This is a genomic window from Ruegeria sp. YKSD163, assembly GCF_059612905.1.
Genome location: NZ_JBXWRM010000001.1, coordinates 1 through 24,521, shown reverse-complemented (window position 1 = coordinate 24,521; position 24,521 = coordinate 1). Strand labels below are relative to the sequence as shown.

General features: G+C 62.6%; 22 protein-coding genes. 8 read left to right on the top strand and 14 right to left on the bottom strand.

Annotation, left to right across the window (positions count from 1 at the left end; translation table 11 throughout):
- Positions 1 to 9 precede the first annotated feature (9 nt).
- The 6 genes from AC2FNA_RS00110 to AC2FNA_RS00085 are packed head-to-tail and all read left to right on the top strand — an operon-like array spanning position 10 to position 6,010.
- On the top strand, positions 10 to 918 hold the full coding sequence (locus AC2FNA_RS00110; protein ID WP_496823472.1) for an N-acetylmuramic acid 6-phosphate etherase: 909 nt from the start codon (positions 10 to 12) through the stop codon (positions 916 to 918).
- The gene (locus AC2FNA_RS00105) at positions 915 to 2,165 is read left to right on the top strand and encodes an ABC transporter substrate-binding protein (protein ID WP_496823470.1); all 1,251 of its coding nucleotides are present in this window, start codon (positions 915 to 917) and stop codon (positions 2,163 to 2,165) included. The genes AC2FNA_RS00110 and AC2FNA_RS00105 overlap by 4 nt, the downstream gene beginning before the upstream one ends.
- A gap of 56 nt (positions 2,166 to 2,221) precedes the next feature.
- The gene (locus AC2FNA_RS00100) at positions 2,222 to 3,136 is read left to right on the top strand and encodes a carbohydrate ABC transporter permease (protein WP_496823468.1); all 915 of its coding nucleotides are present in this window, start codon (positions 2,222 to 2,224) and stop codon (positions 3,134 to 3,136) included.
- Positions 3,137 to 3,148: 12 nt separating this feature from the next.
- Complete coding sequence (locus AC2FNA_RS00095) at positions 3,149 to 3,988, top strand: carbohydrate ABC transporter permease (protein ID WP_496823466.1); 840 nt, start codon at positions 3,149 to 3,151, stop codon at positions 3,986 to 3,988.
- A complete protein-coding gene (locus AC2FNA_RS00090; RefSeq protein WP_496823464.1) occupies positions 3,985 to 5,013 on the top strand; it encodes a Gfo/Idh/MocA family protein in 1,029 nt (342 codons plus the stop codon). The genes AC2FNA_RS00095 and AC2FNA_RS00090 overlap by 4 nt, the downstream gene beginning before the upstream one ends.
- 1 nt (position 5,014) lies before the next feature.
- On the top strand, positions 5,015 to 6,010 hold the full coding sequence (locus AC2FNA_RS00085; RefSeq protein ID WP_496823462.1) for an ABC transporter ATP-binding protein: 996 nt from the start codon (positions 5,015 to 5,017) through the stop codon (positions 6,008 to 6,010).
- Positions 6,011 to 6,282: 272 nt separating this feature from the next.
- Here AC2FNA_RS00085 and AC2FNA_RS00080 read toward each other — a convergent pair whose 3' ends face one another.
- Together AC2FNA_RS00080 and AC2FNA_RS00075 are read right to left on the bottom strand one after the other, a co-directional pair.
- Complete coding sequence (locus tag AC2FNA_RS00080; RefSeq protein ID WP_496823460.1) at positions 6,283 to 7,908, bottom strand: N,N-dimethylformamidase beta subunit family domain-containing protein; 1,626 nt, start codon at positions 7,906 to 7,908, stop codon at positions 6,283 to 6,285.
- A gap of 4 nt (positions 7,909 to 7,912) precedes the next feature.
- Positions 7,913 to 10,393, bottom strand: coding sequence for a CoA transferase (locus AC2FNA_RS00075; protein WP_496823458.1), 2,481 nt, complete (start codon positions 10,391 to 10,393; stop codon positions 7,913 to 7,915).
- Between the two features lie 75 nt (positions 10,394 to 10,468).
- On the opposite strand from AC2FNA_RS00075, the gene AC2FNA_RS00070 reads away from it, so the two are divergent.
- Positions 10,469 to 11,458 carry a GlxA family transcriptional regulator gene (locus tag AC2FNA_RS00070; protein WP_496823456.1) on the top strand — a complete coding sequence of 330 codons (990 nt, stop codon included), beginning with the start codon at positions 10,469 to 10,471 and terminating at the stop codon, positions 11,456 to 11,458.
- Positions 11,459 to 11,809: 351 nt separating this feature from the next.
- Here AC2FNA_RS00070 and AC2FNA_RS00065 read toward each other — a convergent pair whose 3' ends face one another.
- The 11 genes from AC2FNA_RS00065 to AC2FNA_RS00015 form a co-directional block, all read right to left on the bottom strand.
- Positions 11,810 to 13,075, bottom strand: a complete 1,266-nt coding sequence (locus tag AC2FNA_RS00065; protein ID WP_496823454.1) for an alpha/beta hydrolase — start codon at positions 13,073 to 13,075, stop codon at positions 11,810 to 11,812.
- 167 nt (positions 13,076 to 13,242) lie between these two features.
- Entirely contained in the window at positions 13,243 to 13,791 is a 549-nt protein-coding gene (locus tag AC2FNA_RS00060; protein ID WP_496823452.1) for a HupE/UreJ family protein, read from the bottom strand.
- Between the two features lie 92 nt (positions 13,792 to 13,883).
- On the bottom strand, positions 13,884 to 14,882 hold the full coding sequence (locus tag AC2FNA_RS00055; RefSeq protein ID WP_496823450.1) for a HupE/UreJ family protein: 999 nt from the start codon (positions 14,880 to 14,882) through the stop codon (positions 13,884 to 13,886).
- 23 nt (positions 14,883 to 14,905) lie between these two features.
- Positions 14,906 to 15,739: a peptidyl-prolyl cis-trans isomerase gene (locus tag AC2FNA_RS00050; protein ID WP_496823448.1), complete on the bottom strand. Its 834-nt coding sequence runs from the start codon at positions 15,737 to 15,739 to the stop codon at positions 14,906 to 14,908.
- Positions 15,740 to 15,825: 86 nt separating this feature from the next.
- Positions 15,826 to 16,413: a HupE/UreJ family protein gene (locus AC2FNA_RS00045; protein ID WP_496823446.1), complete on the bottom strand. Its 588-nt coding sequence runs from the start codon at positions 16,411 to 16,413 to the stop codon at positions 15,826 to 15,828.
- The gene (locus AC2FNA_RS00040) at positions 16,410 to 17,147 is read right to left on the bottom strand and encodes a hypothetical protein (RefSeq protein ID WP_496823444.1); all 738 of its coding nucleotides are present in this window, start codon (positions 17,145 to 17,147) and stop codon (positions 16,410 to 16,412) included. The genes AC2FNA_RS00045 and AC2FNA_RS00040 overlap by 4 nt, the downstream gene beginning before the upstream one ends.
- A complete protein-coding gene (locus tag AC2FNA_RS00035) occupies positions 17,144 to 19,066 on the bottom strand; it encodes a DUF3604 domain-containing protein (protein ID WP_496823442.1) in 1,923 nt (640 codons plus the stop codon). Before AC2FNA_RS00035 ends, AC2FNA_RS00040 begins: the two co-directional genes overlap by 4 nt.
- 78 nt (positions 19,067 to 19,144) lie before the next feature.
- Positions 19,145 to 21,052: a DUF3604 domain-containing protein gene (locus AC2FNA_RS00030; protein WP_496823440.1), complete on the bottom strand. Its 1,908-nt coding sequence runs from the start codon at positions 21,050 to 21,052 to the stop codon at positions 19,145 to 19,147.
- Between the two features lie 87 nt (positions 21,053 to 21,139).
- Positions 21,140 to 21,514: a hypothetical protein gene (locus AC2FNA_RS00025; RefSeq protein ID WP_496823438.1), complete on the bottom strand. Its 375-nt coding sequence runs from the start codon at positions 21,512 to 21,514 to the stop codon at positions 21,140 to 21,142.
- 43 nt (positions 21,515 to 21,557) lie between these two features.
- The gene (locus AC2FNA_RS00020; protein WP_496823436.1) at positions 21,558 to 21,779 is read right to left on the bottom strand and encodes a YMGG-like glycine zipper-containing protein; all 222 of its coding nucleotides are present in this window, start codon (positions 21,777 to 21,779) and stop codon (positions 21,558 to 21,560) included.
- Between the two features lie 106 nt (positions 21,780 to 21,885).
- Complete coding sequence (locus tag AC2FNA_RS00015) at positions 21,886 to 22,638, bottom strand: hypothetical protein (RefSeq protein ID WP_496823435.1); 753 nt, start codon at positions 22,636 to 22,638, stop codon at positions 21,886 to 21,888.
- Positions 22,639 to 22,715: 77 nt separating this feature from the next.
- Here AC2FNA_RS00015 and AC2FNA_RS00010 point away from each other — a divergent pair, with 77 nt between their 5' ends.
- Positions 22,716 to 23,732, top strand: a complete 1,017-nt coding sequence (locus AC2FNA_RS00010; RefSeq protein WP_496823433.1) for a helix-turn-helix domain-containing protein — start codon at positions 22,716 to 22,718, stop codon at positions 23,730 to 23,732.
- Between the two features lie 346 nt (positions 23,733 to 24,078).
- On the opposite strand, the gene AC2FNA_RS00005 is transcribed toward AC2FNA_RS00010, so the two are convergent.
- On the bottom strand, positions 24,079 to 24,521 hold a 443-nt coding region (locus AC2FNA_RS00005; protein ID WP_496823431.1), incomplete at its 5' end, for an IS110 family RNA-guided transposase.

Sequence of the window (24,521 nt, the reverse complement as noted above, 5' to 3'; positions counted from 1 at the left end):
GGGAATCATATGCTGCCGCAGACCGAGACATTGCGAGACGAGGCACGGGGATTGGACACCCGCCCCGGCCCGGAGATTCTCGCCTTGCTGTTGCAAGGCCAGCAGAGCGCGCTCGGCGTCATCCAAACCTGTCTGCCGCAGATCGACGCGGCGGCAGCACTGGTTGCGCAGACCCTGCAAACCGGCGGCGACATCCACTATGCAGCAGCCGGTTCGTCGGCGCTGATGGGGCTGGCAGACGGCGTTGAATTGCCCGGCACATTCGGCATCGCCCCCGAGCGCATCCACATCCATATGGCCGGTGGCGTCCCCGTGACCGCCGCCATGCCCGGCCATACCGAGGATGATGTGCAAGAGGCCGAACAGGCCGCGCGCAGGGTGAAAAGTGGTGACATTGTGATCGCGCTTTCCGCAAGTGGAACAACACCTTATCCAATCGCTTTCACCCGTATCGCAGCCGCATCCGGCGCGCGGATCGTGGCGATAGCCAACAATGCCGGCACGCCCCTTCTGGCGCAGGCCGATTGCGCCATCCATCTACCCACACCGCCCGAAGTGATCGCCGGATCGACCCGGCTGGGCGCGGCAACGGCGCAAAAGGCAGTGCTGAACATGATCTCGACGCTGATGGCGGTCCGGCTGGGCCATGTGCACGACGGCATGATGGTCAACCTGATCGCCGACAATGACAAATTGCGCCAGCGCGCATTGGGCATCGTTGAGCGGATCGTTCCCGGCGCCGCGCCCCGGCGGGCGCTCGACCTGGCCGGTGGTCACGTCAAGGAAGCGGTATTGATCGCCGCCGGCGCCGCTACACGGGAACAGGCAAGCACGTTGTTGAACCGGACCGGTGGCCATTTGCGCCCGGCACTGGCGGAACTCAAAAAGAACACAGACCAAGGGAGAGAAAACACATGAAAACCAAAGTATTGAGCGCCGTTCTTTTGGCATCGACCGCACTTGGCGGCACGGCTTGGGCGGAAACGACCCTGACCATCGAAAGCTGGCGCAACGACGACCTGACCCTGTGGCAGGACAAGATCATTCCCGCCTTCGAGGCCAGCAACCCCGGCATCAAGGTCAAGTTCACCCCCTCGGCCCCGGCGGAATACAACGCCGTGCTGAACGCCAAGCTCGACGCGGGTTCGGCCGGTGACCTGATCACCTGCCGCCCATTCGACACCTCGCTGGGCCTCTACCAGAACGGCCACCTGGCCGATCTGAGCGATCTGGCCGGCATGGCCAATTTCTCGGACGTGGCGAAATCCGCCTGGCAGACCGATGACGGCGCCGCCACCTTCTGCGTGCCGATGGCCTCGGTCATCCATGGCTTCATCTACAACAAGGACGCCTTTGCCGAGCTGGGGCTGAGCGTGCCCGAGACCGAGGCCGAGTTCTTTGACGTACTGGAGAAGATCAAGGCGGATGGCAGCTATATCCCGATGGCGATGGGCACCAACGACCAGTGGGAAGCAGCCACAATGGGATACAACAATATCGGCCCGAACTACTGGAAGGGCGAGGAAGGCCGCCTGGCCTTGATCAGCGGCGACCAGAAGCTGACCGACGAGGCCTGGGTCGCGCCTTATCGCGCGCTGGCCAAATGGGGCAACTATCTGGGCGACGGGTACGAGGCGCAGACCTATCCCGACAGTCAGAACCTGTTCACCCTGGGCCGCGCCGCGATCTATCCCGCCGGCAGCTGGGAGATCACCGGGTTCAACGCACAGGCCGATTTCGAAATGGGCGCCTTCAAGCCGCCGGTGCAGAATGCGGGCGACAAGTGCTATATCTCGGACCATACCGATATCGCCATCGGCCTGAACGCCGCCTCGCCCAATGCCGAGGCCGCGCGAACCTTCCTAGACTGGGTCGGCTCCGAAGAGTTTGCCAATATCTATGCCAACGCCCTGCCCGGCTTCTTCTCGCTGTCGAGCTTTGACGTGCCGATGCAGGATCCTCTGGCGCAGGAATTCGTCAGCTGGCGCGGCGAATGCGGCTCGACCATCCGTTCGACCTATCAGATCCTGTCGCGCGGCACGCCGAACCTGGAAAACGAGACCTGGAACGCCTCGGTTCAGGTGATCAAGGGCGCCGAAAGCCCCGAAGACGCGGGCAAGCGGCTGCAGGACGGGCTGGCCAGCTGGTACGACCCGCAGAAGTAACCTGAAATCCGCCGGCTCCGCCTGACGGGGCCGGCCCCGACCGGATGAGGCATACCATGGGCGCAGGTCGCATCAAATGGCATGTCGTGGTCTTTCTCGCACCTGCGGTGCTGGTCTATACCGCGATCATGATCTTCCCTCTTTTCAACACCTTGCGGCTCGCCCTTTACAGCGAGGCGGATCAGGTGCGGGTGTTTGTCGGGCTCGACAACTTTCGCCGCCTCTTTGGAGATCCGAACTGGTCGGGCGCGTTCTGGAACGCGCTGGGCAACAATTTCTGGTTCTTCTTCATCCATATGCTGGTGCAGAACCCGATCGGCATCGCGCTGGCGGCGATCCTCAGCCATCCGCGCCTGCGTTTTGCCGCCTTTTACCGTTCGGCCATCTTCATTCCGACCATCCTCAGCTTTGTCATCGTGGGTTTTGCCTGGAAACTGATCCTCAGCCCGATCTGGGGCATCGCCCCCGACATGCTGGATGCCATCGGCCTGAAAGCGCTGTTCGCGCCCTGGCTGGGCAAGGAGGAATACGCGTTGACCACGCTGGCGCTGATCTCGGTCTGGCAGTTCGTGGGCATCCCGATGATGCTGATCTATGCCGCGCTGTTGTCGATCCCCGAAGAGATCCTCGAGGCCGCCGAGGTCGAAGGGCTAACCGGCATGGCCGCCTTCTGGAAGATCAAACTGCCGCTGATCCTGCCCTCGATCGGGATCATCTCGATCCTGACATTTGTGGGCAATTTCAACGCGTTCGACCTGATCTATGCGGCACAGGGCGCGCTGGCGGGGCCGAATTTCGCAACCGATATCCTGGGCACCTTCATGTATCGCACCTTCTTCGGCTTTCAGCTGCAACTGGGCGATCCGCATATGGGCTCGGCGATTGCCACCGCGATGTTCGCGATCATCCTGCTGGGTGTCTGTGTCTATCTCTTTGCGATCCAGACCCGGATCCGCCGCTATCAGTTCTGAGGGGGACACGAGATGAACAAGGCCCGCCGCAACCCCGCCAATACCTTTGCCATGCATGGGGCACTGATCCTCTATACCTGCATCGCACTGTTCCCGGTCTTTGTGATCCTGATCAACAGCTTCAAGACCCGCAAGGCGATCTTTCGCGAGCCGCTGGCCCTGCCCGATGCCGACAGTTTCTCGATGATCGGCTATCAGACAGTGATGAAACAGGGGGATTTCTTCCTCTATTTCCAGAACTCGATGATCGTGACCGTGGCCTCGCTGTTCTTTGTCCTCATGTTCGGCGCCATGGCGGCCTTTGCGCTCAGCGAATACCGGTTCCGGGGCAACACGCTGATGGGCCTTTATCTGGCGCTTGGGATCATGATCCCGATCCGGATCGGCACCGTCGCCATTCTGGAGCTGATGGTGGCCAGCGGGCTGGTCAACACGCTCTGGGCGCTGATCCTGGTCTATACCGCCCAAGGCCTGCCGCTGGCCGTGTTCATCCTCAGCGAATTCATGCGTCAGGTCAGCGACGATCTGAAGAATGCGGGCCGGATCGACGGGCTGAGCGAATACACCATCTTCTTTCGCCTGGTGCTGCCGCTGGTGCGCCCCGCCATGGCGACGGTGGCAGTGTTCAACATGATCCCGATCTGGAACGACCTGTGGTTCCCGCTGATCCTGGCCCCGGCCGAGGAAACCAAGACCCTGACGCTGGGCAGCCAGGTCTTCATCGGCCAGTTCGTCACCGACTGGAACGCGGTTCTGTCGGCGCTCAGCATGGCGATCCTGCCGGTCATGGTCCTTTATGTCATCTTCTCGCGGCAGCTGATCCGCGGCATCACAAGTGGAGCCGTCAAATGACCCGTGTCCTGATCGCCGGTCTCGGCAATATGGGCCTCAGCCATGCGCTGGCCCATCACCACCACCCTCAGGCGCAGATCGTGGGCCTCGTGAACCGCTCTGGCATGACCGATCATCCTGATCTGCGGCCCTATCCGGTGTTTGCCGATTTCCACGCGGCCCTGGCGCAGACGCGGCCCGATCTGGTGGTGATTGCCACCTATTCCGACAGCCATGCCGATTTCGCCTGTGCGGCGATGGAGGCGGGCGCGCATGTCTTTGTCGAAAAGCCACTGGCCACCACCGTGGCCGATGCCCGCCGCGTGGTGGACTGCGCGACCAGGACCGGGCGCAAGCTGGTGGTGGGCTATATCCTGCGTCACCACCCCAGCTGGCAGCGACTGATCGCCGAGGCGCGCGCGCTGGGCGGGCCGTATGTGTTCCGGCTGAACCTGAACCAGCAATCCGACGGCCCCACATGGGAGACCCACAAGGCGCTGATGCAGACCACCAGCCCGATCGTCGATTGCGGTGTGCATTACGTCGACGTGATGTGCCAGATCACCGATGCGCCCCCTGTGCGGGTCAACGGCATCGGTCTGCGGCTGAGCGATGAGATCGCGCCCGACATGTACAATTACGGCCAGTTCCAGGTGGTGTTCGCCGATGGCTCGGTCGGCTGGTACGAGGCGGGATGGGGCCCGATGATGTCCGAGACTGCCTTTTTCGTAAAGGATATCATCAGCCCCAATGGCGCGGTGTCGATCACCGATGGCAACAAGGGCGCCTCGGACGACGTCGACGGCCATACCCGCGTGGGCGGGTTGCTGGTGCACCGCCCCGGCAATGATACCCTGATCGAGCTGGCGGGCGAACCCGGCCACCAAGAACTCTGCGATACCGAACAGGCCTATATGCTGCGCGCCATCACCGAGGATATCGACCTGACCCGACATATGAGCGATGCGGTGCAATCGCTGCGCATCTGCCTGGCCGCCGATCACAGCATCCGCACCGGCGCCCCCGTGGATTTGAGAGAGGACTGACATGACCGCCCTGACCCTGAGCAATGTGTGCAAATCCTTTGGCCCGGTCGACGTGCTCAAGAATATCGACCTGACCGTCGATGACAGCGAATTCGTCGTCTTTGTCGGCCCCTCGGGCTGTGGCAAGTCCACCTTGCTACGGGTGATCGCGGGGCTGGAGGAGGCGACCTCGGGCAGCATCGACATCGGCGGCCAGGTGGTCAACACGGTGCCCCCGGCCAAGCGCGGCATTGCCATGGTGTTCCAGTCCTATGCGCTCTACCCGCATCTGACCGTGCACGGCAACATGGCGCTGGGCCTGAAACAGGCGGGCCACCCCAGGGACGAGATCGAGCGCAGGATTGCCGAGGCGGCGCGGATGCTGTCGCTCGAGGCCTATCTGGCGCGCCGCCCGTCCGAACTGTCGGGTGGCCAGCGCCAGCGCGTCGCCATCGGCCGCGCCATCGTGCGCAAGCCCAAGCTGTTCCTGTTCGACGAACCGCTGTCGAACCTCGACGCCGCCCTGCGCATGAACACCCGGATCGAGATCGCCAACCTGCACCGGCAACTGACCGCCTCGATGATCTATGTCACCCATGACCAGACCGAGGCGATGACGCTGGCCGACAAGATCGTGGTGCTGCGCGACGGCCGGGTCGAACAGGTGGGCAGCCCGCTTGAACTTTACAACAACCCCGCCAACCGCTTTGTCGCCGAGTTCATCGGGTCGCCGGCCATGAATTTCGTGGCCGCCGACCGGGTGGGCGGGCCGGTGGGAGCCACGCTGGGCATCAGACCCGAACATGCCCGCATCGGTGACACCGGCCCGCTGTCGGGTCAGGTGATGCATGTCGAGAAGCTGGGCGGTGACACCAACGTGATGATCGACCTGGGCCAGGACAGCCGGTTCACCGTGCGTGTCTTTGGCCAATATGACATCGACCCCGGCGCAGAGATCAAGGTCGACTATGATACGGGCAACACGCTGTTGTTCAGCGCCGAAGGGGAGCGCATCTAGGCCTGACCCTCCGCAGCCGAAAGGTGTAGCGGCAGAGTTCCCGTAACATCTGCTCCCGGCGGCGCGGCGGAACAGCTGATCGATCGCGAGACCGACCAAGGCGCCAAGTCCAATCCCAAGGGCGCCGATTATTCTCTGGCAGCCAGATGCGCAACGCGTCTATCTCCACGAGACAGACACCTAACCACGCAGATTGACCCGCATATTGCCGGTTCCAAAACCTGCGCACCTGTTGCCAAGGTTTGAATTCATCTTGCAACGGGCGCCACGTCTCATGTGCCGAACCGGTCGAGCACGTTGCGGGTTATGGTGATCACCTGCGCATCGTTCCGGATCAGGCCTGCCACCCATTCGCAGGTCGCGGCCGTGAAGACCTCGCCCTTGCCTTTCTGCCAGTGGATGATCATGCCATTGCCCCGCGCGCAGGCGTCCAGCGTTTCGGGCGTGACCTTGCCGTAAAGCGCCGTCGCTTTGAACGCTGCATCGGCGCTGCCGATATAGAGCGTTTCGCCCCAGACCCCGGTATCGGCCTCGATATTCGTGGCCAGACCCATGGCAAGGATGGCGACGTCCGGCGCCGCCCCGTCGGTGCAGGTGGGAAAGGGCAAGCCATCCTCCATCCGGTAATCCAGCCCGTCGACCTCATACCCAAAGATACGCGAGGCGGCGCCCAGCACATCGCCATATCCCAGCCCCGCGCTGTCGAAGGCCCAGTGACCGGGGCGGTAGATCGTGAACCCGCCGGGCCCGTTGCCCGCACAGCGCCCGAGCCCCGCATAGACCCCGCGCAGGGCGTTAACGCCGAATGTCAGCGCGCCGGGGCGGCCCACCGGGGCCACTTCCCACGCGGCGGTGGTCAGGTGGGGCGTGGCGCTTTCGGCCATCGGGTCGCGTTCGGCCACGTATTTATAGCAGGTCTGGGTGCGGCCATCGTCGCTGATCCTCGTCTGCCACAGGAAATTGCCCGCGAACCGTGCCACGTGTCCGCCCGCATCGACGTAAACATCGACCGCATCGCGCATACGCGCACTCCAATATTCGTCATGGCCGACAAAGATCGCACAGGCATGGCCGCTCAGGCGGTTGGGGTCGGCGTCCAGATCATGCTGCGTGCAAAAGTCCAGATCATAGCCTGCGCTTTCCGCCCAGCGGGCGAAATGGCGTTCATAGCTGGCCCACCCGGCCGAGGCATATTTCTTTGAATAGCCATAGGCATAGGCCCATTCCATGTAAGGGTAGCGCGTCATCTCGCCATGCCGGGGCGGATGATCCGGCAAGGCGCGCGGCGCACCTGCTGGCAGTTTGCAGAAGCCCCGTGTCCATGGGCGCTGCGTGGAAACGACAGGAGAGAACGCGTTGCCCTCGGGCCCGGTGATCCCTTCGTAATGGTTCGACCCGCCCCAGCAGTTATAGGCCAGCCACGTGCCCGTGGCGCAGACCAGAACATAAGGCGCGCGCGGCAGATGGGGCGCGCGGCGGATCAGGATCAGATGGTGTTCCTCGATCCGGTCGCCGTTGATCTCGGCGGTCAGGGTGATCAGATAACCGCCGGGGCGCCAGTCATCCGGTACGGTAAAGCGGGTGCTTTCGGGCCAGTCGCAGCCGATGACCGAACAATCGGCGGGTGTGTCGTGGTACCGGCCCGGCAGGTCATCGACCCGCAACAGCGGTTCATAGGTCGCGCCGTCCCGGCCCACCTCGAATGACCAGGTTTCGGCGGTGGTAGAGACATGCAGCACGACCTCCTCACCCGGAGCATAGGTCATGCGCGGGGTATAGCCCCAGATTTCCAGCACTCGCGCGTCCCGCGCCGGGCCGATATAGTAGTGATCCAGAATATGCCGCGCGCGGGCGCGGGTGCGGGGTGTGATGGCAGGGCCAGGTCCTTCGGTCGTCATTGTGTCACTCCGGCAGGTATTTGTCGGACCAGCCGTCAGCGGCGGTGCCCTCGGCAATCATGGCGGCGATGTCGGCCTCGGAATAACCGATCTGCGACAGGATCTGGCGCGTCTGCGCGCCGGGTTTGGGCGCATGGCCGGGAATAGTGATCGCGGCGCGGTTCGGGCGGACGGCATTGGGTGCCACCAGATCGACCCAGCGGCCCATCGGGTGCCGGTCATGCCGGATGGCTCGATAAGTGGCCTGCCGGATATCGGCGGGGCCGTCGCTTTCAAGCTGCTGGCTCGCATCTCGATTGGCCGAAAGCGAGCCCAGCGGCACCACGCTGGCCGACCCGGTGGCAAGCCGCGCCTGCCAATGGGCGACGGGATGGGCTGCAAAGCGTTGGGCCAGCGCCGCATCCAGCCCGTCCTCGCCCTGCCCCGCCAGATCGGCCAGTTCCGGAACGCGGGCCAGGGCGGCGGCCCGCTCGGTCGGGGCGGCAAAGAACAGCCAGCCATCGGCTGCAGGGTAACAGTGATAGAACGGCCCCCAGCCCCGCGCCAGCCGACCCGAGGGTTCATCGAACGGCGCGCGCCCGGTGAAGTCATACATGAACTGCGCCTGTATCATCGCGCCGCAGCCCGCCAACGCCGCCCGTGCCACGCCGCCCTTGCCCGTCTGCCGCCGCCGTTCCAGCGCCGCGCCAAGCGCCACGCAGGCGACATGGCCCGTCAGCGCGTCGATGGTTCCGAAATGCGCGTGTTCTTCGGGCGTGTCCGGCCCGCCGCCAAAGCGCAGCATCACGCCGGTCGCGGCCTGCGCCAGATCGTCATAGCCCAGATGGTCCGATTTCGGTCCCCGCATCGGCCCGCCCCAGGCATCGAGCTGAACCAGGATCACGCGCGGGTTCAGCGTCGCCAGGCGGTCGGGCGACAGGCCAAGCGCGTCGCGCTGTTCATCGGTACCGTTCATCGTCACCACATCCGCGCCCGCGATCAGCCGCTCCAGCGCCGCGCGGCCCGCAGCGCTGCCCAGATCCAGCAATACGCTTTCCTTGCCGCGATGGGCGTGCAGGCCAAAGACGATGGCGTTCCACGGATCGACCGAGGGGCTGACCGGCTGGACCGAGGTCACCTTTGCCCCGAACCGCGCCAGCGTCGCGCCGATGGTCGGCCCCGCAATCACGTTGGTCAGGTCCACCACCGTGAGACCGTCGAGCCAACCTCCCACGTCCTTGCCTGTTGACACGGCGCGCGGGGTCTCGGCCAACAGCGCGGGCAGATCGGCGCGGAGGTCGTCGACCACCGGGCCTGGCCTCTTGTCCATCGCGCCCGCATCCCCGACCATCCACGCCAGATTGCCCAACTGCCGCATCGGCCCATGGCGCGGGTCCTCGACCGTCAGCACCAACCCCGACGCCAGGGCATGCGGATCGGCCAGCCAGTCGCGCGTGCTGCGCTGCGCACTGGCCGGCGCCTTGGCGGCGCCAAAGATCGCCTCCCATTCCCACGACGGCCGGGTCAGGAAGGCCGCCTGCATCGCTTCCGACACGCGCTTACGATCCCTTTCGCCCACCGGATAGTTACGCAAAGCCCATTCTTGGGGCCAATCCTTCTGATCCAGATATGCGTCAAAATCAGGCAGTGTTTCGGCCAGATCGTCCAACCCCAGCACATTCAATACCCGGCGCGGGTGTGTCTTGATCGAACAGGACACGACATAGAACCCCCGCCCGTCGGCACAGGTATAGGTGCGATAGAACGGGTCGAGGAACGCGCCCAGATCGGCATAGCTGAGGTCCAGCGGCAGGCCGCCCGCGCGGCGACGGTCCAATTCCACCTCGCGCGGAGATTTGTAGCGGGCGGGGTAATCCTGCACCTGCTCGCAATTGTAAACCAGCCCCTCGAACAGGGCCGAGGCCAGTGGCACCTCGATATGCTCGCCCCCCATCCGCTCCCGCGCGCCAAGCGCAAACAGCACCGCCATCGTGCCGAACGCCGCGCCATAGGCCGAGGCAAGGCCCAGCGGTGTAAACGACGGGTTGATACCCATCAACTGCCGGTTCAGACCCATATCGGTGAACTGGCCCGTGCGCGCGGCAATGACCGCCTCCCACGCGGCCAATCCGGCCAGCTCGAGGTCGGTCGAGGCAAAGCCGGGCAAGGAAAGCGACACGATACCGGGATTTGCGGCGCGCAGATCGGCAGGGCCAAGCCCCAGCCGCGTCATGACGCCGGGGCGGAAATTGTCGATCACCACATCGGCGCGGGCGACCATATCCAGCGCGGTCCGACGCCCAACCTCGGTCTTGAGGTCGAGCACCAAAGACCGCTTGCCCCGCGACAGCATGTCGAAGGCCGGATCGGTCCAGCGCGGACCGCCCGGCGGGTCGATGCGGATCACTTCGGCCCCCAGATCGGCCAGCATCATGCCGACCATCGGCCCGGCAAGGTAATGGCCGAAATCCAACACGCGAATATGGCTCAGGGGTCGGTCGGACATGGCGTTTCTCCAGGGTGCTGCCTGGATCAGGATGCGCCATCGCCATTCCGTTTAAAATAACGGATACTGCCAAATATGAAACAAAATCTGCCAAAGACCACACCGTCATTGCAGATCAACTTCCTGCTGTTCGAGGCGTTCTCGAACATGGTTCTGGCCTGTCTACTGGAACCCCTGCGCGTAGTCCGGGATGAGCATGGTGTGGACATCACCTGGACCATCCTGACCCCACGCGATGGCCCCGTCGGGTCGTCCAGCGGGTTGTCTCTTGCGCCCGATTGTCAGCTGGCGCAGGCAAAGGCGTGCAACCTTCTGATCGTGGTTGGCGGCGACAGGTTCCGGCAGGAGGCTGGCCAGCCCGCCACCCGCCGCGCGCTGACGATAGCGCGCAAGGCCCAAAGTGTCATTGCCGCCGATACAGGGGCATGGTTGCTGGCCTCGGCGGGCTATCTGGATGGCAGGCGCGCGACCCTGCACTGGCAGTTGCTGGACGAATTCACCGCAACCTTTCCTAACGTGACCGTGACCCGGGTCCCTCTTGTGACCGACGGCAAATGGCTGACCTGCGGCAGCGCCGCGGGGGCGATGGAATTGGTGCTGCAAGAGATCGCGCGCCGGTTCGGCGCGGCGGCCCGGTTTGATGCTGCGTCGATGTTCCTGAACGCGCCACACCGCGCGGGAGAGCCGGACGGTGCATTTGGTGGCCTGCCGTCCCATCCCGACCCCCGCATTCGCAAGGTGCTGGACCTGATGGCCGCCTCCATCGAAAGCCCCCGCCGCCTGCCCGATATCGCCGCCGCTGCCGGCCTTACGCTGCGCACAATGGCCCGCCTGTTCGAAGCCGATCTCGGTCTCTCACCCGGAAAGTGCTATCAGCACCTTCGCCTGGCCCGGGCGCGGGAACTGATGGTTCAACAGGGAATGTCGGCCGCAGAGACGGCGCCCCTGTGCGGGTTTTCCTGCGCCGGTGCTATTCAGCGCGCTCTGAAACAAGCGGCACATCCGTCACGAAGCAAACCCCAAGACAAGTCGAGCGACGAGCTATTCTCGAATAGTGTTGGATGACCGGAATTGGATATTCGTTCTGACCCGCTCCCGCGAGAACCCGCGTTGGTAAGTTAGGCTCCAGGCTTTGCCAACGGCATGAAGTTTGGCGTTCATGCCGCCCAGCCGATCTGAAGGCGTTGTTCAAGGCCGACTAAGTCATTGGAATTTCGAGTTTGGATTACCCTTTGGAAAGCCAAACGCTTAAGATTCGACTGGAAACCAGGGAGGATAGCTAACAGGGTTCGTGCCTTCAAAGCGGATGATGTTTTTTGTTATGTAGATTTTCAACAAAGCTATTGGGTGGCTGCACCCGCCCGCCTCGCAAGTACCGAGGTCCGAGGTCGGGGATCGCGCGATCGTCGGGTCGCCTCATAAGCCCGGTCCCAGAGACTTCAGAACGGCAGGGTAGTTCGCGGGAAATCGCCACACGAAATCGCCCGGTGCCCGCACAAGTCCACGTGCCTCCGGCGCCTTGTCGGTTAGCAGTGATATGAAAAGATCACTGCTTGCCCAAGGCGAGGATTGAAAATACCAGTGGCCATTTCCCGTGTCAGCGGCTTCGGCATCCGTCACGTCGATGATGTGCAGGTCATCGAAATCCGCCAAGCCCTTGGTCAGGCCCGGAGGCACCGTTTCCGCCTCGGACGCCTGCCCGATCCGTTGCCTGCCAAAGACAAATCTGGATACGGCGAGGGCGGAATCCGTCTGCGACTGATAAAAAGTCAGATCGTCCACGACATCCAGCAGCCCGTCGTCCAGCGATTGCAGGACAAAGGACGTGTCAAGGTCGCTGGCGATCAGAATGACATGCCCAAGCTTCGCCTTCGAGCCGGATCGCAAGGCGATCTGGTACGCGACCTCGAAGACAAGCCGGGTACCGGCGCTGTAGCCGACGAGATGGATCCTCCGGGTGCGCGTGTTTTCCGACAGATACTCGACCAGTGCCCGAAGGTTGCGCCGTGTGGACAGCACGGATTCCTGGTCCCGGAAGTAGGCCAGCCGGCTGGGCGTAGCCGTCCAGTTATAGCTGATGAAAGCCCCCTGGTAGCCAAGAAAATGCTGCAGTTCCTTGGAGACAAGAGCCGAGTAGTCGAAATCGACATTATACCCGTGGACGTAAATGAAGATGTCCTTGTTTTGCGAGGCTGCCAACTGCGCGTCGACCTGCGCCGCAAAGGTTCGCCCGGCGGCATGCATCTCTTCCCGAGAGGGCGCATCCTCGAAGTATCGGCTCATGCTGAACGGCAAGACGCCGATTTCGTTGACCTGTGACAGCCTCAGCTTGTAGTCCTGTTCGCGGTTCTCCATCAGTGTGGCCTGCCGGATTTCCCCCCAGTTTGTCAGCGGCGGGTCGACTTGAACCCTGGCGATCCCGGCACGCAGGATGTGACCGCGCTCATTGTTGTAATAGGCTTGGGGATCGGCGGGATCGGCGGGCATCCGATCCGTAACATAGAACATTTTCGCTCTGTCACTGGCGTTTGCGTTTGTCACGTCTGCAAAAGGGGTGACGTTCGTTTCCGCGTAGACCGTCGGAGAAGGCATCAAATCGATTTCGTCATAAACGGCCGGTCCGCATGCGGTGATGGTCGCAAGACCCGCCAATAACACAAAGCGCAACAGCCATGAAGCCAATTTCGGTCTCCTTCTGCAGGTCGGCGCAAAGCACTTGAACACCTCAGGAGCGCAAACACGACCTGGAATCGAGGCTACCAAACTGACCCATTGAAGACCAACTGGCCATTCACCCTCGCGAGGGCGCCTTGTCCGGGGGGCGTCAGCGCTTATCCGCACGACACCAATCACAGCGAAAACGCCAAAACCAGAATGCCCACAGCGGCAACCCATGACCCTATTACCTTAGGTACGAGCCATGACAGGCGGCGGGAAGCGGCCTCCATCGCGAACCAGGCAAGCGTCGCCAGAACAGAAATGCCGAAAGCCGTTCCCAGCAGCGGTTGAGGTGAGAGCCCCGTGTCAGACGAACCCGGCGCAAGACCGGTCAGCGCACCCGTCACGGCAACGAGCGCGTAGACCGTGGGTCGCGGCATCCAGCGCTCGGGCACGGTGGCCGCGAGCCCTATCAGCACAGCGGCAAGGCCAGGGAGCCAACTCGGCGGCGAAGCCAGCTGGCTAACCGACAGTGCAACAGCAGCAAGTGCAGCTGAAAGAACATAGACCGGAAGCGCGCCGCGCACGACCGTCAGGGAACGGCCGGCAAGGAAGGCGGCCGTGCCGATGAGGACGGCGGCCTGCAGCGGGTCGACCAGCGGGTGCAGCATGCTTCCGTAGAAGGGGCCGAGATCCCCGAACGCATCATGGGCAAAGGCCGTTGCAGGGGTGAGCGTCATAACCGCGCCGCTGGTCGACAAGATCGCAGCAAACCGTGGCAGAAGCCTGCAGGATCGCCCTTCGGGGCCCCATTTCGGGCGGCGGTTCCTCGTCATGCGATGAAGCCGGCGACGCGCTCGGCGACCCAGTAGGCTGCCAGCGTTCCCACCCCGTAGGCCACGACCCGAAAGCCCCTCGATCCGGGTGCGACAAGTCTCTGCACCACGAGAGGATAAAGCTTTGCCAGTGCTCCTCCGACGGCTAGAGCCAGTGCGATGAACAGGATTTGCCCAGCCTCAACACCTATGTTGAACGCCAGCAGGGCCAGCGGGACGTCGTTCTCGGGCAGGCCCACCTCAAGCAGAGCGCGGGCGAAGCCAAGCCCATGCAGAAGCCCGAAGGCGAAAGCCACGGCCCAGGGATAGCGCTCCGAAAGCCGGGACCGGTCACCGGGTTCGTGCAGCAATTCCGCCGCAAGAAACATGATCGAGAGTGCGACGATCGCCTCGACCGGAGGGGCGGGCACGACGATCCAACCAAGGCTCGCCGCAGCGAGCGACAGGCTGTGTGCGACGGTAAAGGATGTCACAGCGGCGAGCAGCCTGCGCCAGTCGCGGATCAGCAAAAGCAGCATCAGGACGAAAAGAAGGTGATCCACCCCCATCAGGATGTGATGGACGCCCAGTGAGAAATAGGTTGAAAACACCCCGAGCGTGTCTTGCGACGCAGGGATGGTTAAGCTTGGGGTGGTAGAGGTGAGACGCGCGGTTTGAATGGCATCGGAGTCGATTAGCCTATAACGAATAAGCACGTCGGTGCGGGTCCGCTCCAATCCTTCGACCCGGATTTCGCCGCCGGCAAGACCCTCCGGACACGTCGCGATCCATCCGCTCAAGAAAGCGCGCCCGTCATAGGACGGTTCAGGCCCTCGGCGAGGATCGCACCCCTCGGGCAAGACGGCGTCAATTTGCATGGGTGCACCACCGACCTGAGGCTTGCGCCAGGTAACGCGCCATTCCAAGCCACCAATCGGCTGAAGCTCAAGATACCCCGGCTCGAGAGCATGTGCCGAAACGCGGTTCGGGCTGAACAGCACTAGCAGTGCGATCATGGCCAAGAACAACGTTCGCAAACTCATCGGGCCAGCACCTCAGCAGCATTCGGCCTTTCAACCTCGTAGCGGGACAAAAGCGCGCGGTAACGCGCTTCACGAAGACTTGTTGCGAAGGCCGCGCGCCAATCCTGCTCGACCCGATCTCTGATCTCGGTCAAAGGGGGCAATTCGCCTTCGCGCTTCTCGGTTACCCGCACGAGGTGTCGGCCGAAGGGCGTTTCGACAGGACCCGCCCATTCTCCAGGTGGCAACGCATTGAGCCTGTCGAACATTCCTGCGCCGAAACTGCCGTCGACGACCCGCCGCGGGCTCAGACGAAACGCTTGCGGAATTAGGCTCGCCTGCAGGTATTCCTCGGGGTAACCGCCACGCTCCAGAAGCGCCTTCGCGGCGCGCAGGTCGGACTCGTCGAGAGGACCGTTCAGCAATACCTGCTCGAAGGCCAGTAGCGCCGGCATGGCGAACTTCTCGACATTGTCCTCGAGATGGCCCTGAAGAGTGGCGTCATCAGGCTGCACCGCTTCGGCCCCACTTTCGGTGATGAACTCCATCTTGGTCTGAAGACGCCGACGGATCACGGCGTCGTTGCGATCCAGGCCGAGGGCCAAGGCTTCACGAACGTAAACCTCTTCCCTCACATGCTGATCTATAAGCCCCTCAAGTTCCCGTGCTGAAGGAGCGCGCCGCCAGACTGCTTCGAACTCATTCACGAGGCGCCTTGCATCCGCTTCAGTAACGACAAGTTCATTGGCCGCGACGGGCGGCGGTGCGTCATCGAAAACAGCGAAGAGCCCGAAAACCGCGCAGCCAATAAGAAAGAAGTGAAGAAGCGGTTCTCGGAAAAAGGACGTCATGAAAGTTATCGATTACTTCGCTGCAAGGTCCAGAAGGACATGGATACCTGATACGCTTAACCAACGTACCTGCGGATTTGGGGACATCACGCAATCCCGGTCAAGAAGGCCGCACCCACTGCTGCGATGACGACACCGGCGGCCCGCACCGCGTAGCCTCCCCAGGGGCGCGCGGTAAGGGACCCGAAGGCGATACCTGCCAGATGCAGAATACCTGTCGAAACCACGAATCCCAACGCATAGGCATAGGGGCTTGCAGCCTCGGGCAGTTCGGTTCCGTGCGCGTGTCCGTGGAACACCGCGAAGGCCCCGACGATCACGGCCGCGATCCATAACGGGGCCTTGACCGCCATCGCAACCATCAGGCCGAGGACCACGCCCGACAGGGCAATGCCCGCCTCGACTGCCGGAAGTGGCACGCCCTGCACGCCAAGTGCGCCGCCAAACGCCATCACCACCGGGAAGACCACGGGCAGGATCCAGATGGCGGGGCGACCGAGAAAGGCACCCCAAAGCCCTACCGCGACCATGGCCACCACGTGGTCCCATCCAAAGAGCGGATGGGTGAACCCACTGAGAAGCCCACCCTGCATGCCCTCATCTGTGTGTGCTTGTGCAGCAGCCCCAGTGAGAAAGAGAGCGATGGTTAAGGTGACAACTACCCCTCTCTTCATTCTTTATTCTCCTGATCCGATCTCGCGGGAATGCTACCAATTTGCCCTGCCCGATAAACATGGGACGATGCCGCGAACAGTTCTGCGGAGTCGATACGAGTAAGCTCTTTTCCCGGCGCTCTGGCCACTGCGCTTCGGGTGGCGTCCGTCCTTGTATAATCGCCGATGTTCCCCAAAGCGATCACGACAGAGCCCACGACATCGGGTCGCAATGATGGCAATGACGCAAGCTCCTCGAGGATCCGTTGGCGAAGAGCTGGATCGCCGTAGCGCCCGTGCAACGCCAAAGCCGATACGACATCACGAATATCCTCTGCTCTGCTGTCCGGTCGGTCAAACCATCCCGCTGTCAGACGTTCCACTCCTGCCACTCCATCGATCTCGACAAGAGCCGTTGCCCAAGCCCCCAACTGGCCGATGATACCATTGTGCAACGCTGCTACGATCCGGTCACGGACGTCCGAAGGGTTCAACGCCAGTTTGCGCCGCGTGGCGCTGTCGACCAGAAACGGGATGGCGGTGTCGCGCTCGCCGGAACCGGCCAGAACCATCGTAACGCCGAAACGAAACGGTCGGGTGAGTTCTTCGCGCGCCACGACAACACTATCGGTCTCCAACAGAAGGTCGGACAAGCTGTCCTCAGGCCTCTCGATGCAGACGCCGCAGGCCAGCGCGGGATGCGCCATCCAGAACATGGCAAATGCAAGCCAACCCGCTCTGAAGGTCATCGTCATGGCGTGTACCAGATCGGCGAGGTATAGGCCCGCTCCTGCCCTGTCAGCGTTGCCGCCTCGGGAATCTCGGCGCCCAGGCGCACCTTGTCGTAGAGCACCCAGCGCGGCGTCGGGATCTCGATCACGCGCGCGTAGTAGAAGGCCTGCGCCGCCGGGTCGAAGTCCGGATCGGTCCAGACGGTCGCGAGTTCAGAGGCGCCGATGGTGTTCGTCCAGTTCGCAGCCTCGATGTCGACGGTGTTGCCCACGGGTGGCAGCTTGCCGTCCGCGCCGGGCTCGCGCCCGTCCGACCAGGCAACGTCGTAGACCTGTTCGTTCAACTCGCCGTCCGGCGTCCGCCAGCCCTTCACGATCTGGATGCGGTCGAGGTTCGCGCCGACCGCGTCACGCAGCGCATAGACCATAAAGGTCGGCGCCTCCGCCCCTGCGGGTGCCGCGCGCAGGTCGCCGCCCATCGGTACGCCCTTCTCGTAGCCGGTGAAGGCGGGCGCGCGCGAGCGCAGGTCGTTCTCGTCGAAGTCCCAGCCGCCGAAGAAGCGCACCATCATGCGCGGGCCTGTGGTCGCGTAGACCTCCTTGCGCGCCATCGCGTCCCAGATCGCCTCGCGCGTGTTCTCTGTCGCCCAGACGCCGGTGTAGCCCGAAGCGACCAGCGACCATCCGGGGAATTCGCCGACATCGCTCTTGGCGAAGGGGTGAAGTGCGCGCATGATCGTCGGCTCTGCTATCGGCGCCTTGCCGAAATAGTTCTCCTCCTCGGCGGTGGAGAGCGAGGTATGGCTGTCGGTCGAGCCGATCATGCCGAACTTGTAGGGGTTCGTGCCGAGTTTTGCCTCCAGACCGAGGCCCTGTTTCAGCGCCTCGCGGGCGTACTCGCCCGCGAGCATGTCTTCGGTCTTGGCGCCTGAAAGATCCAGGTTGCCGGCATCCCAGGTCTCGTAGTCGGCGAATTCGTCGTCTCGCGAGAGGTAGGGATGCGCCTCGCCGTCGCCCTTGATCTGGGTCGCCTCATAGAGCGGCTCCCATTTCGCGCGTTGCTCGACGTAGAAGGCGTCGAGCGCCCGCCCGGTGAACTGCGCGTCGACCGGAAACATGATCCCATTCGAGAGATTGCCGTTATGTGCGATGGCGAGCGCCTGACCGCCGGTCTCCTGTTCGTACATCTCCATCCACTCGTAGAGCTTGAGCGGATCGTTCGAACCGAAGGGCGGTTGTGTCACCAACGGTAGGACTTGCTCGGCCCGACGCGCCCCGTCGCGAAGAATGACGTTGCGGTGCAGGTTGTTGCCTTTCTCGAGCGAAGTCCACTCGTAGCCAATGAACGCGGTGAAGCGGTCGGGCTCGTTATGCGCTTCGGCCGCGTCGATGATCTGTTGCCAGGCGCCGGCATAGGCTGTTCCGCCCGGCGCATAGGCTTCGAGCAGCGCGGGATCCATTGTGCCTTGCGAGAAGTTGCCGATCAGATCCAGCGCCGCCATGGCTGCACCTTCTCCGCCCTGTGAGAACAGTTCGTACCAGCGCGCACCCTGCTCGGTTTGGGTGATGACGGGCGATCCGGCCACGAAGTCGGCGGCCAACCCCATCATGTCGGAATGGTCGGCGACGACTAGCCAGTCCAGCGGGCGGCCGAGTTTCGCGGGCAGGCCGGTGGAGGAGGTGACCTGCTCTCCCTTGGCGAAGCGATAGGCCTCGTCGGGGCCGAGCGCGTTACCGAACATGCCCGCATCGAGCGAGATGTTGGTGTGCAAATGCGTGTCGCCCCAGAACACCTGGCTGGGAAACCCGCGCTGAGCATAGGGCGAATAGGCCGTGCCCTTATAGAACCCCTCAAGGCTCTCTTCCGACGGAATGAATTGCGCCATGGCCGGGCTGGCCAGAGCCGTCGTTGCGGCGATTGCTATCGTGACAGAGCGGATCATATCGGTTCTCCTTCAGAACGGTCTGGTGGCAGGCCGCGCGATCTCAATATACTTCGCGCAGCCTGTCATTGACGAGGATCAGCCCTCGGGCGCGTACCAGATCGGCGAGGTGTAGGCGCGTTCCTGATGAGTTGGCGACACGGAGTCCGGCAGGTCAACCCCGAAGAAAGCGGCGTCGTAGGTGGTCCAGCGTGGCGTCGGGATCTCGAGGACCCGCACGTAATAGAAGGCGCGCAGCGACGGATCGAAGTTCGGATCCCGCCAATAGGTCTCGAGGAAAGGGTCTCCGATCACGTTAGTGTAGCTTGCGCTGGCCACGTCTACCGTATTGCCCACCGCACCATCACAGGCACCCTCGACGATCTCCCGACCGTCGGCGCAAGCCACGTCGTAGACCCGTTCCTGCGTCACACCTTCGGCGTCGACCCAGCCCTTGATCACCTGCACGCGGTCGAGATTGGCCCCTTCGGGATCGCGCAGGGCGCGGATGAGGAGGCCGGGCACGTCGCCACCGCCGAGGCCCGTCAGATCCCCGCCCATCGGGACACCGTTTGCGTAGCCATAAGCCGCGAAATCGGACCGTGAGAGGTCATCTTCGGAAAAAGACGCTCCTGCGAAGACGCGGACGCGCAGGCGCGTCCCTGTCGTGGCATAGACCTCCTTGCGCGCCAGCGCATCCCAGATCGCTTCGCGCGTGTTCTCTTTCGCCCATACGGCGGCAAGGCCGGAGGCAAGCACCTGCGCGTGGGTGATGTCGTCGGACGGATCGTCCGGCGTCGCCCGGCCAGTGATCAGTTCCTCGAAGCGGATCGGATCAGCCGTCGGCTCCGTGATCGAGACCTTTCCGAAGAAGTTGTCCTCGGTCGTGGTGGCGAGGCCGGTATGCGAATCCGTCGAGCCGACCATGCCGAACTTGAACGGGTTGACGCCCATCTCCGCCTCATAAGCCATGCCGCGCTTAAAGGCCTCGCGCGCGTATTCCCGCGGCAGCATCTCGGGTGTCTTCAGTTCGGCCCCGAAGCTACCAACGTCCCAGGTGCCGTAATCGGCGAATGCGTCGTCGGGCGAGAGCATCGGGTGCGCCTCGCCGTCGCCCTTCATCTGTGTGACCTCGTAGACCGGCTCCCAGCGCATGCGGCGCGTGGCGTAGTCTGCCGAGAGCGGTTCGCCCGCCATGGTCACGTCATCGAACATCAGGCCATTAGAAAGATTGCCGTTATGCGGGATCGCCAGTACCCGACCGCCGGTCTTGGTTTCGTAGCGCTCCATCCAGTCCCAGAGATCCTCCGGGTCCTCGCTGTCGTAGGCGGAGAACGGAACGACTTGATCGGCCAAATCCTTGCCGTCCCGGAAGATCACGTTGCGGTGCAGGTTGTTGCCGCCCGGGCCCGATGACCATTCGAAGCCGTTAAACGCGGTAAAGGCGCCGGGTGTGTTGTGACGCTCGGCCGCCTCGGTGATGCGCTGCCACATCGTCGCCTCGAGTCCGGTGCTAGCCAACGGGTCGCCGTCCGGAGCCTCCTCACTGAACCCGCCGGTCCAGTAGAGATAGGCTTGGCCCATCGCGGCGGGGGTGCGCGGTGCAAAGACTTCGGCGAGGCCTTCGGCCCACGCGTTCCCCTCCAGCAAGGGGCTTTGTTCGTCAAGCGCGATGACGAGTCCGAGGTTTTCCGCGTGGTCGGCGACGACGAGCCAGTCGAGTGGCCGGGCCAGCCGCGCGGGGATTCCGTTTGACGACATCACCGTTTCGCCCTTGGCAAAGCGATAGGCATCGTCCGGTGTCGTCGTCGCTGCCATCAGCCCTGCATCGGCGGAATAGGAAGTATGCAGGTGCGTGTCTCCGAAGAGCACCTGATCCGGATAATCATGCTGCAGGTAGGGCGAGTACTCGACGTTCGGGTCGGGCGCCATGCCGACAAGCTCTTGCGCCAAAGCAGTTCCGGCCATCAGTGCTGCAGCGCATACACTCAAAAGAAAGTTCTTCATGCAAAGTCTCCTTCTGATTTTTATTTGCTCATCGAAGCAGAAACTGCTTGTCAGCAGGCCGGCGCGTCATGAGAGGCCTAAAGCCCCTCACTCGAATGCCTCCATCGTTTCTTTGACGGCGTCATCCACCGCACCCGCAAGAAGTCTGCCTGGATCATCGTCGCATGCGTCTTCGAGTTCCTCGATGAACTCGACCTTGAGACCAGAGCGGTCGGACTCGTTTGGGACCTCGGCCAGCACGTCGATCTGACGATTGTAGAGTGACACCATCGCCATGAGCCGAACGATCTCTGCTACCATTTGATCGTCGTCTGGATAGGTTTCCAAAGCACTTTCACAGCTGTGGTGCATATGCGGCGTGGCGGCCTGTATGATGCGCTCCATCTCGTCATCTGCCTGTGCCGCACCGGAAAGTGCACTGATCCCAAAGGCGATGAGCGGGACGCGGAGAAACTGTTTCATGATCGGTTCCAATACAATGTTTGACCGAGGTCGAACCGGCCGGTTACTTCTTCTTTTTCGTTTTCTTGGTGTACCCTGAAATTGCGCCCACAACGGCGCCGGCCTTGGCACCGTCATCTCCGCCGACAAGGTAGCCGACGCCCGCGCCGATTGCTGCGCCGCCGATCGTGTTCTTGGCGCGCTTGGAACTGGCTTCGGCAGGCAGGGAAAGCGCAAGGCATCCGACAAGGGCTGCCGTCAGAACGGGTTTTGCAAATTGGATCATGTCACTCACTCCTTACATCTGCATCGAAAAGGCCGTCTCCACCCGCCCGAGGGGCGTTATCGCTCACCGGCACCAACGCTGCGTAGTGCTGCATGAAAATCTCTCCTCAGAACCTGAAATTCGCGCCGAACACCGGCCCGGACTGGGCCGCGTCGAACACGACGCCGGCCTTGTTGTAATCGACATCGAGATGCCGCCAGCCGAAACTCATGCCGAACCTGTCATTGACCTGCCATGTAGCGCCGGCCAGAACGGACCATTCGCTATCTGCGCCGATACCAAAGCCGCCGGCCTCCACCGCACCGAAGACAGCCCAGCGATCCGCAACTTGATAACGACCGGTCAACCCGATCAGGGGACTGATCCAGTCCGCTTTCTCGGTTCGGCTGGACATGCCGCCACCCGTTGCCGTCAAGTCGAACTTGTTCTCGAGCCACCAGCCCCTCGCCCCGAAGTAAGCGTCAAGGTGACCTTGTGACGTCTCCGCAAGCGTTCTGCCGAAAGCGAGCGCGAAGGTTGTCGTTTCACTTTCGATTTTCACATTGTCGAATATGACACCGCCCAGAGCCTCATTCGATGTTGTGCGAGCATAGGTTGTGTCTAGATAGACGACCCAAGGTCCGTTTCTGGCGCTGGCCATCAACATCCCCGCGAAATCAAGATCGTCGAGAATATCGCCGAACGACAGATCGACACTGCCGGATGGCAGCCCCGGAATGGTGCCCACTTCGCCGGAGAGTCCTGAGAGCCAGGCATATGGCGTGACTTGAAACTCCCAATTGTCCGCCAACTGCGCGGACGCAATGGTACCAGTGCCCTGCATCGCCAGCACAAAAAACGAAAAAACCCTGTTCTTCATGCTCAAATCCCGACCCCACAAACGATTCTCCTAAATGATAGACTGGAAGTCGGGATCATTTTGCGACATTCTTGGGTATGATTGTTCCCTTGTTAAACGTCGTCGAATTCAAGCAGGTGATTGACCTTCTTGATAAAGTCGCGACTCCGAGTGTCGTGGACCGGGCACTGGCGGCGTCAGACATCTCCCGTCGGCTGCTGTCCCAAACACAGGGATTCATTCCTTACCGACTGGAAGCGAGCGTTGTGGAGCATGTCGCCCGGTCGCTCGGAGACCCGCATCTGGGTGCCCGTGTCGCGACGCAGTTCGATTACCAGGCTTATGCCGCCTATGCCCGGTATGTTCTGGGCGCCGGCGACCTGGGCGCGGCGCTGAAACGGGGCCGCATGACCTTTCCCCTGATACAGCCCGGGGGTGAGATCGTTCTGCAAGACGCCAAAGCGCACGTCCTATTGGGGCGCCGATCCACGGTCGGCACGGTCATCGGGCATCATCACCTCGACGATGGCGCACTTTTCATCCTCATCCAAGTGATCCGGCATTTCCTTGGACCGGACTGGCGACCAGCTTGGGTAGAGGTGACAGGCAGCGCGGATCGGCGCATGCAATATCTGGAGGACAAGATCGGCGCGCCGGTCCGATGCGGCGCAGAGATGCCCCTCGTCGCCATACAAGCGGGCGACCTTGGCACCCCGAACCCGCACCCGCCGCATCCTCGGGACATCGTGACACTGTCGGATCTCCCGGTTCTGATGGGAGTGCGACCGCCCCGGACGATGACGAACATGGTGGAACAGATCATACAGGCCCAGGTCACAATGGGCGAAGCGTCCGAGGACCTTGTCGCCGCCCGCCTTTCGCAAGGACGACGCACGTTACAACGCGCTTTGCAACAGGAAGGAACGTCGTTTCGAGAGATCAAGGCCCGTGTAATAGAAAACCGCGCACGCGTCTTGCTCACGGAGACGGACTTTACCGTTGCAACCATCGCCCGATCACTTGGCTATGAAGAACCCAAAAGCTTTCAGCGTGCGTTTCGCAAGTGGACGGGGCTTTGGCCTCACGCCTACCGAACGGTTCACTCAGATGAATAACATAGATGGGTTGAGAACGTAGTTGTTTTGACCACTTCGCGTTGTCGGGTGACGTCAACGAGTCAGGACGGTGGTGTCATTTGTGGACGGCTCCTGTTTTGCAAGGGTTTTCTTGAGCAAGATTGATCGAAGCAGGTTGCGGTCATTTGTCCGGCCTGTGTGTGCGGTGCATGTGACCGCTGGCCTTGATGAAGTCCGCATGCCGGGTTCCTTTCAGACAGGCGAGCTTTGAAGCCCAGACACCACCCCGGAGTGTCCCAACAGCGGTTCCGTTCGATCATCATCATTCACATCTGCCCTTGCATCTTGGTAGGGCGCTTCTGGAGCCCCGCAATTTCCTCCTTCGTCAGATCGCCGGCGCAGCCCTGTAGTTCTCTCCCTTCACGAGCAGCGCCCAAGCCCTGCGCGCTGTCTTGTTGGCGATGGCCACGGTCACGAGCCGCGTTGGCTTACGTTCAAGCAGGGATCTGCCCCAGGCCCCGGTCCGGGTGTCAGCAGTTGTCGCGCGCCGTGTCACCGAGGTGGCGCCGACGACCAGCAAGCGGCGCAGGTAGCCGTTCCCCATCTTCGACACGCGCCCCAATCGCTCCTTCCCGCCAGACGAGTTCTGCCGCGGCACGAGCCCGAGCCAAGCCGCAAACTGCCGGCCCGATTTGAACACGGACGGATCCGGCACGCTGGCCGCGAGCGCCGTGGCGGTGATGATGCCCACGCCCGGGATCGTTTCGAGCCGCCGGCTCGCCGCACTCTGCCGATGCCACGCCATCAGCTGTCGTTCGATCTTGCCTA

Coding starts and splice junctions, on each gene's coding strand:
- AC2FNA_RS00025 (WP_496823438.1), bottom strand. CDS start 21,514: ATGAAACAGTTTCTCCGCGTCCCGCTCATCGCCTTTGGGATCAGTGCA.
- AC2FNA_RS00085 (WP_496823462.1), top strand. CDS start 5,015: ATGACCGCCCTGACCCTGAGCAATGTGTGCAAATCCTTTGGCCCGGTC.
- AC2FNA_RS00060 (WP_496823452.1), bottom strand. CDS start 13,791: ATGACGCTCACCCCTGCAACGGCCTTTGCCCATGATGCGTTCGGGGAT.
- AC2FNA_RS00090 (WP_496823464.1), top strand. CDS start 3,985: ATGACCCGTGTCCTGATCGCCGGTCTCGGCAATATGGGCCTCAGCCAT.
- AC2FNA_RS00040 (WP_496823444.1), bottom strand. CDS start 17,147: ATGACGATGACCTTCAGAGCGGGTTGGCTTGCATTTGCCATGTTCTGG.
- AC2FNA_RS00015 (WP_496823435.1), bottom strand. CDS start 22,638: ATGAAGAACAGGGTTTTTTCGTTTTTTGTGCTGGCGATGCAGGGCACT.
- AC2FNA_RS00100 (WP_496823468.1), top strand. CDS start 2,222: ATGGGCGCAGGTCGCATCAAATGGCATGTCGTGGTCTTTCTCGCACCT.
- AC2FNA_RS00080 (WP_496823460.1), bottom strand. CDS start 7,908: ATGACGACCGAAGGACCTGGCCCTGCCATCACACCCCGCACCCGCGCC.
- AC2FNA_RS00095 (WP_496823466.1), top strand. CDS start 3,149: ATGAACAAGGCCCGCCGCAACCCCGCCAATACCTTTGCCATGCATGGG.
- AC2FNA_RS00050 (WP_496823448.1), bottom strand. CDS start 15,739: ATGACGTCCTTTTTCCGAGAACCGCTTCTTCACTTCTTTCTTATTGGC.
- AC2FNA_RS00020 (WP_496823436.1), bottom strand. CDS start 21,779: ATGATCCAATTTGCAAAACCCGTTCTGACGGCAGCCCTTGTCGGATGC.
- AC2FNA_RS00045 (WP_496823446.1), bottom strand. CDS start 16,413: ATGAAGAGAGGGGTAGTTGTCACCTTAACCATCGCTCTCTTTCTCACT.
- AC2FNA_RS00030 (WP_496823440.1), bottom strand. CDS start 21,052: ATGAAGAACTTTCTTTTGAGTGTATGCGCTGCAGCACTGATGGCCGGA.
- AC2FNA_RS00075 (WP_496823458.1), bottom strand. CDS start 10,393: ATGTCCGACCGACCCCTGAGCCATATTCGCGTGTTGGATTTCGGCCAT.
- AC2FNA_RS00070 (WP_496823456.1), top strand. CDS start 10,469: ATGAAACAAAATCTGCCAAAGACCACACCGTCATTGCAGATCAACTTC.
- AC2FNA_RS00035 (WP_496823442.1), bottom strand. CDS start 19,066: ATGATCCGCTCTGTCACGATAGCAATCGCCGCAACGACGGCTCTGGCC.
- AC2FNA_RS00010 (WP_496823433.1), top strand. CDS start 22,716: ATGATTGTTCCCTTGTTAAACGTCGTCGAATTCAAGCAGGTGATTGAC.
- AC2FNA_RS00055 (WP_496823450.1), bottom strand. CDS start 14,882: ATGATCGCACTGCTAGTGCTGTTCAGCCCGAACCGCGTTTCGGCACAT.
- AC2FNA_RS00105 (WP_496823470.1), top strand. CDS start 915: ATGAAAACCAAAGTATTGAGCGCCGTTCTTTTGGCATCGACCGCACTT.
- AC2FNA_RS00110 (WP_496823472.1), top strand. CDS start 10: ATGCTGCCGCAGACCGAGACATTGCGAGACGAGGCACGGGGATTGGAC.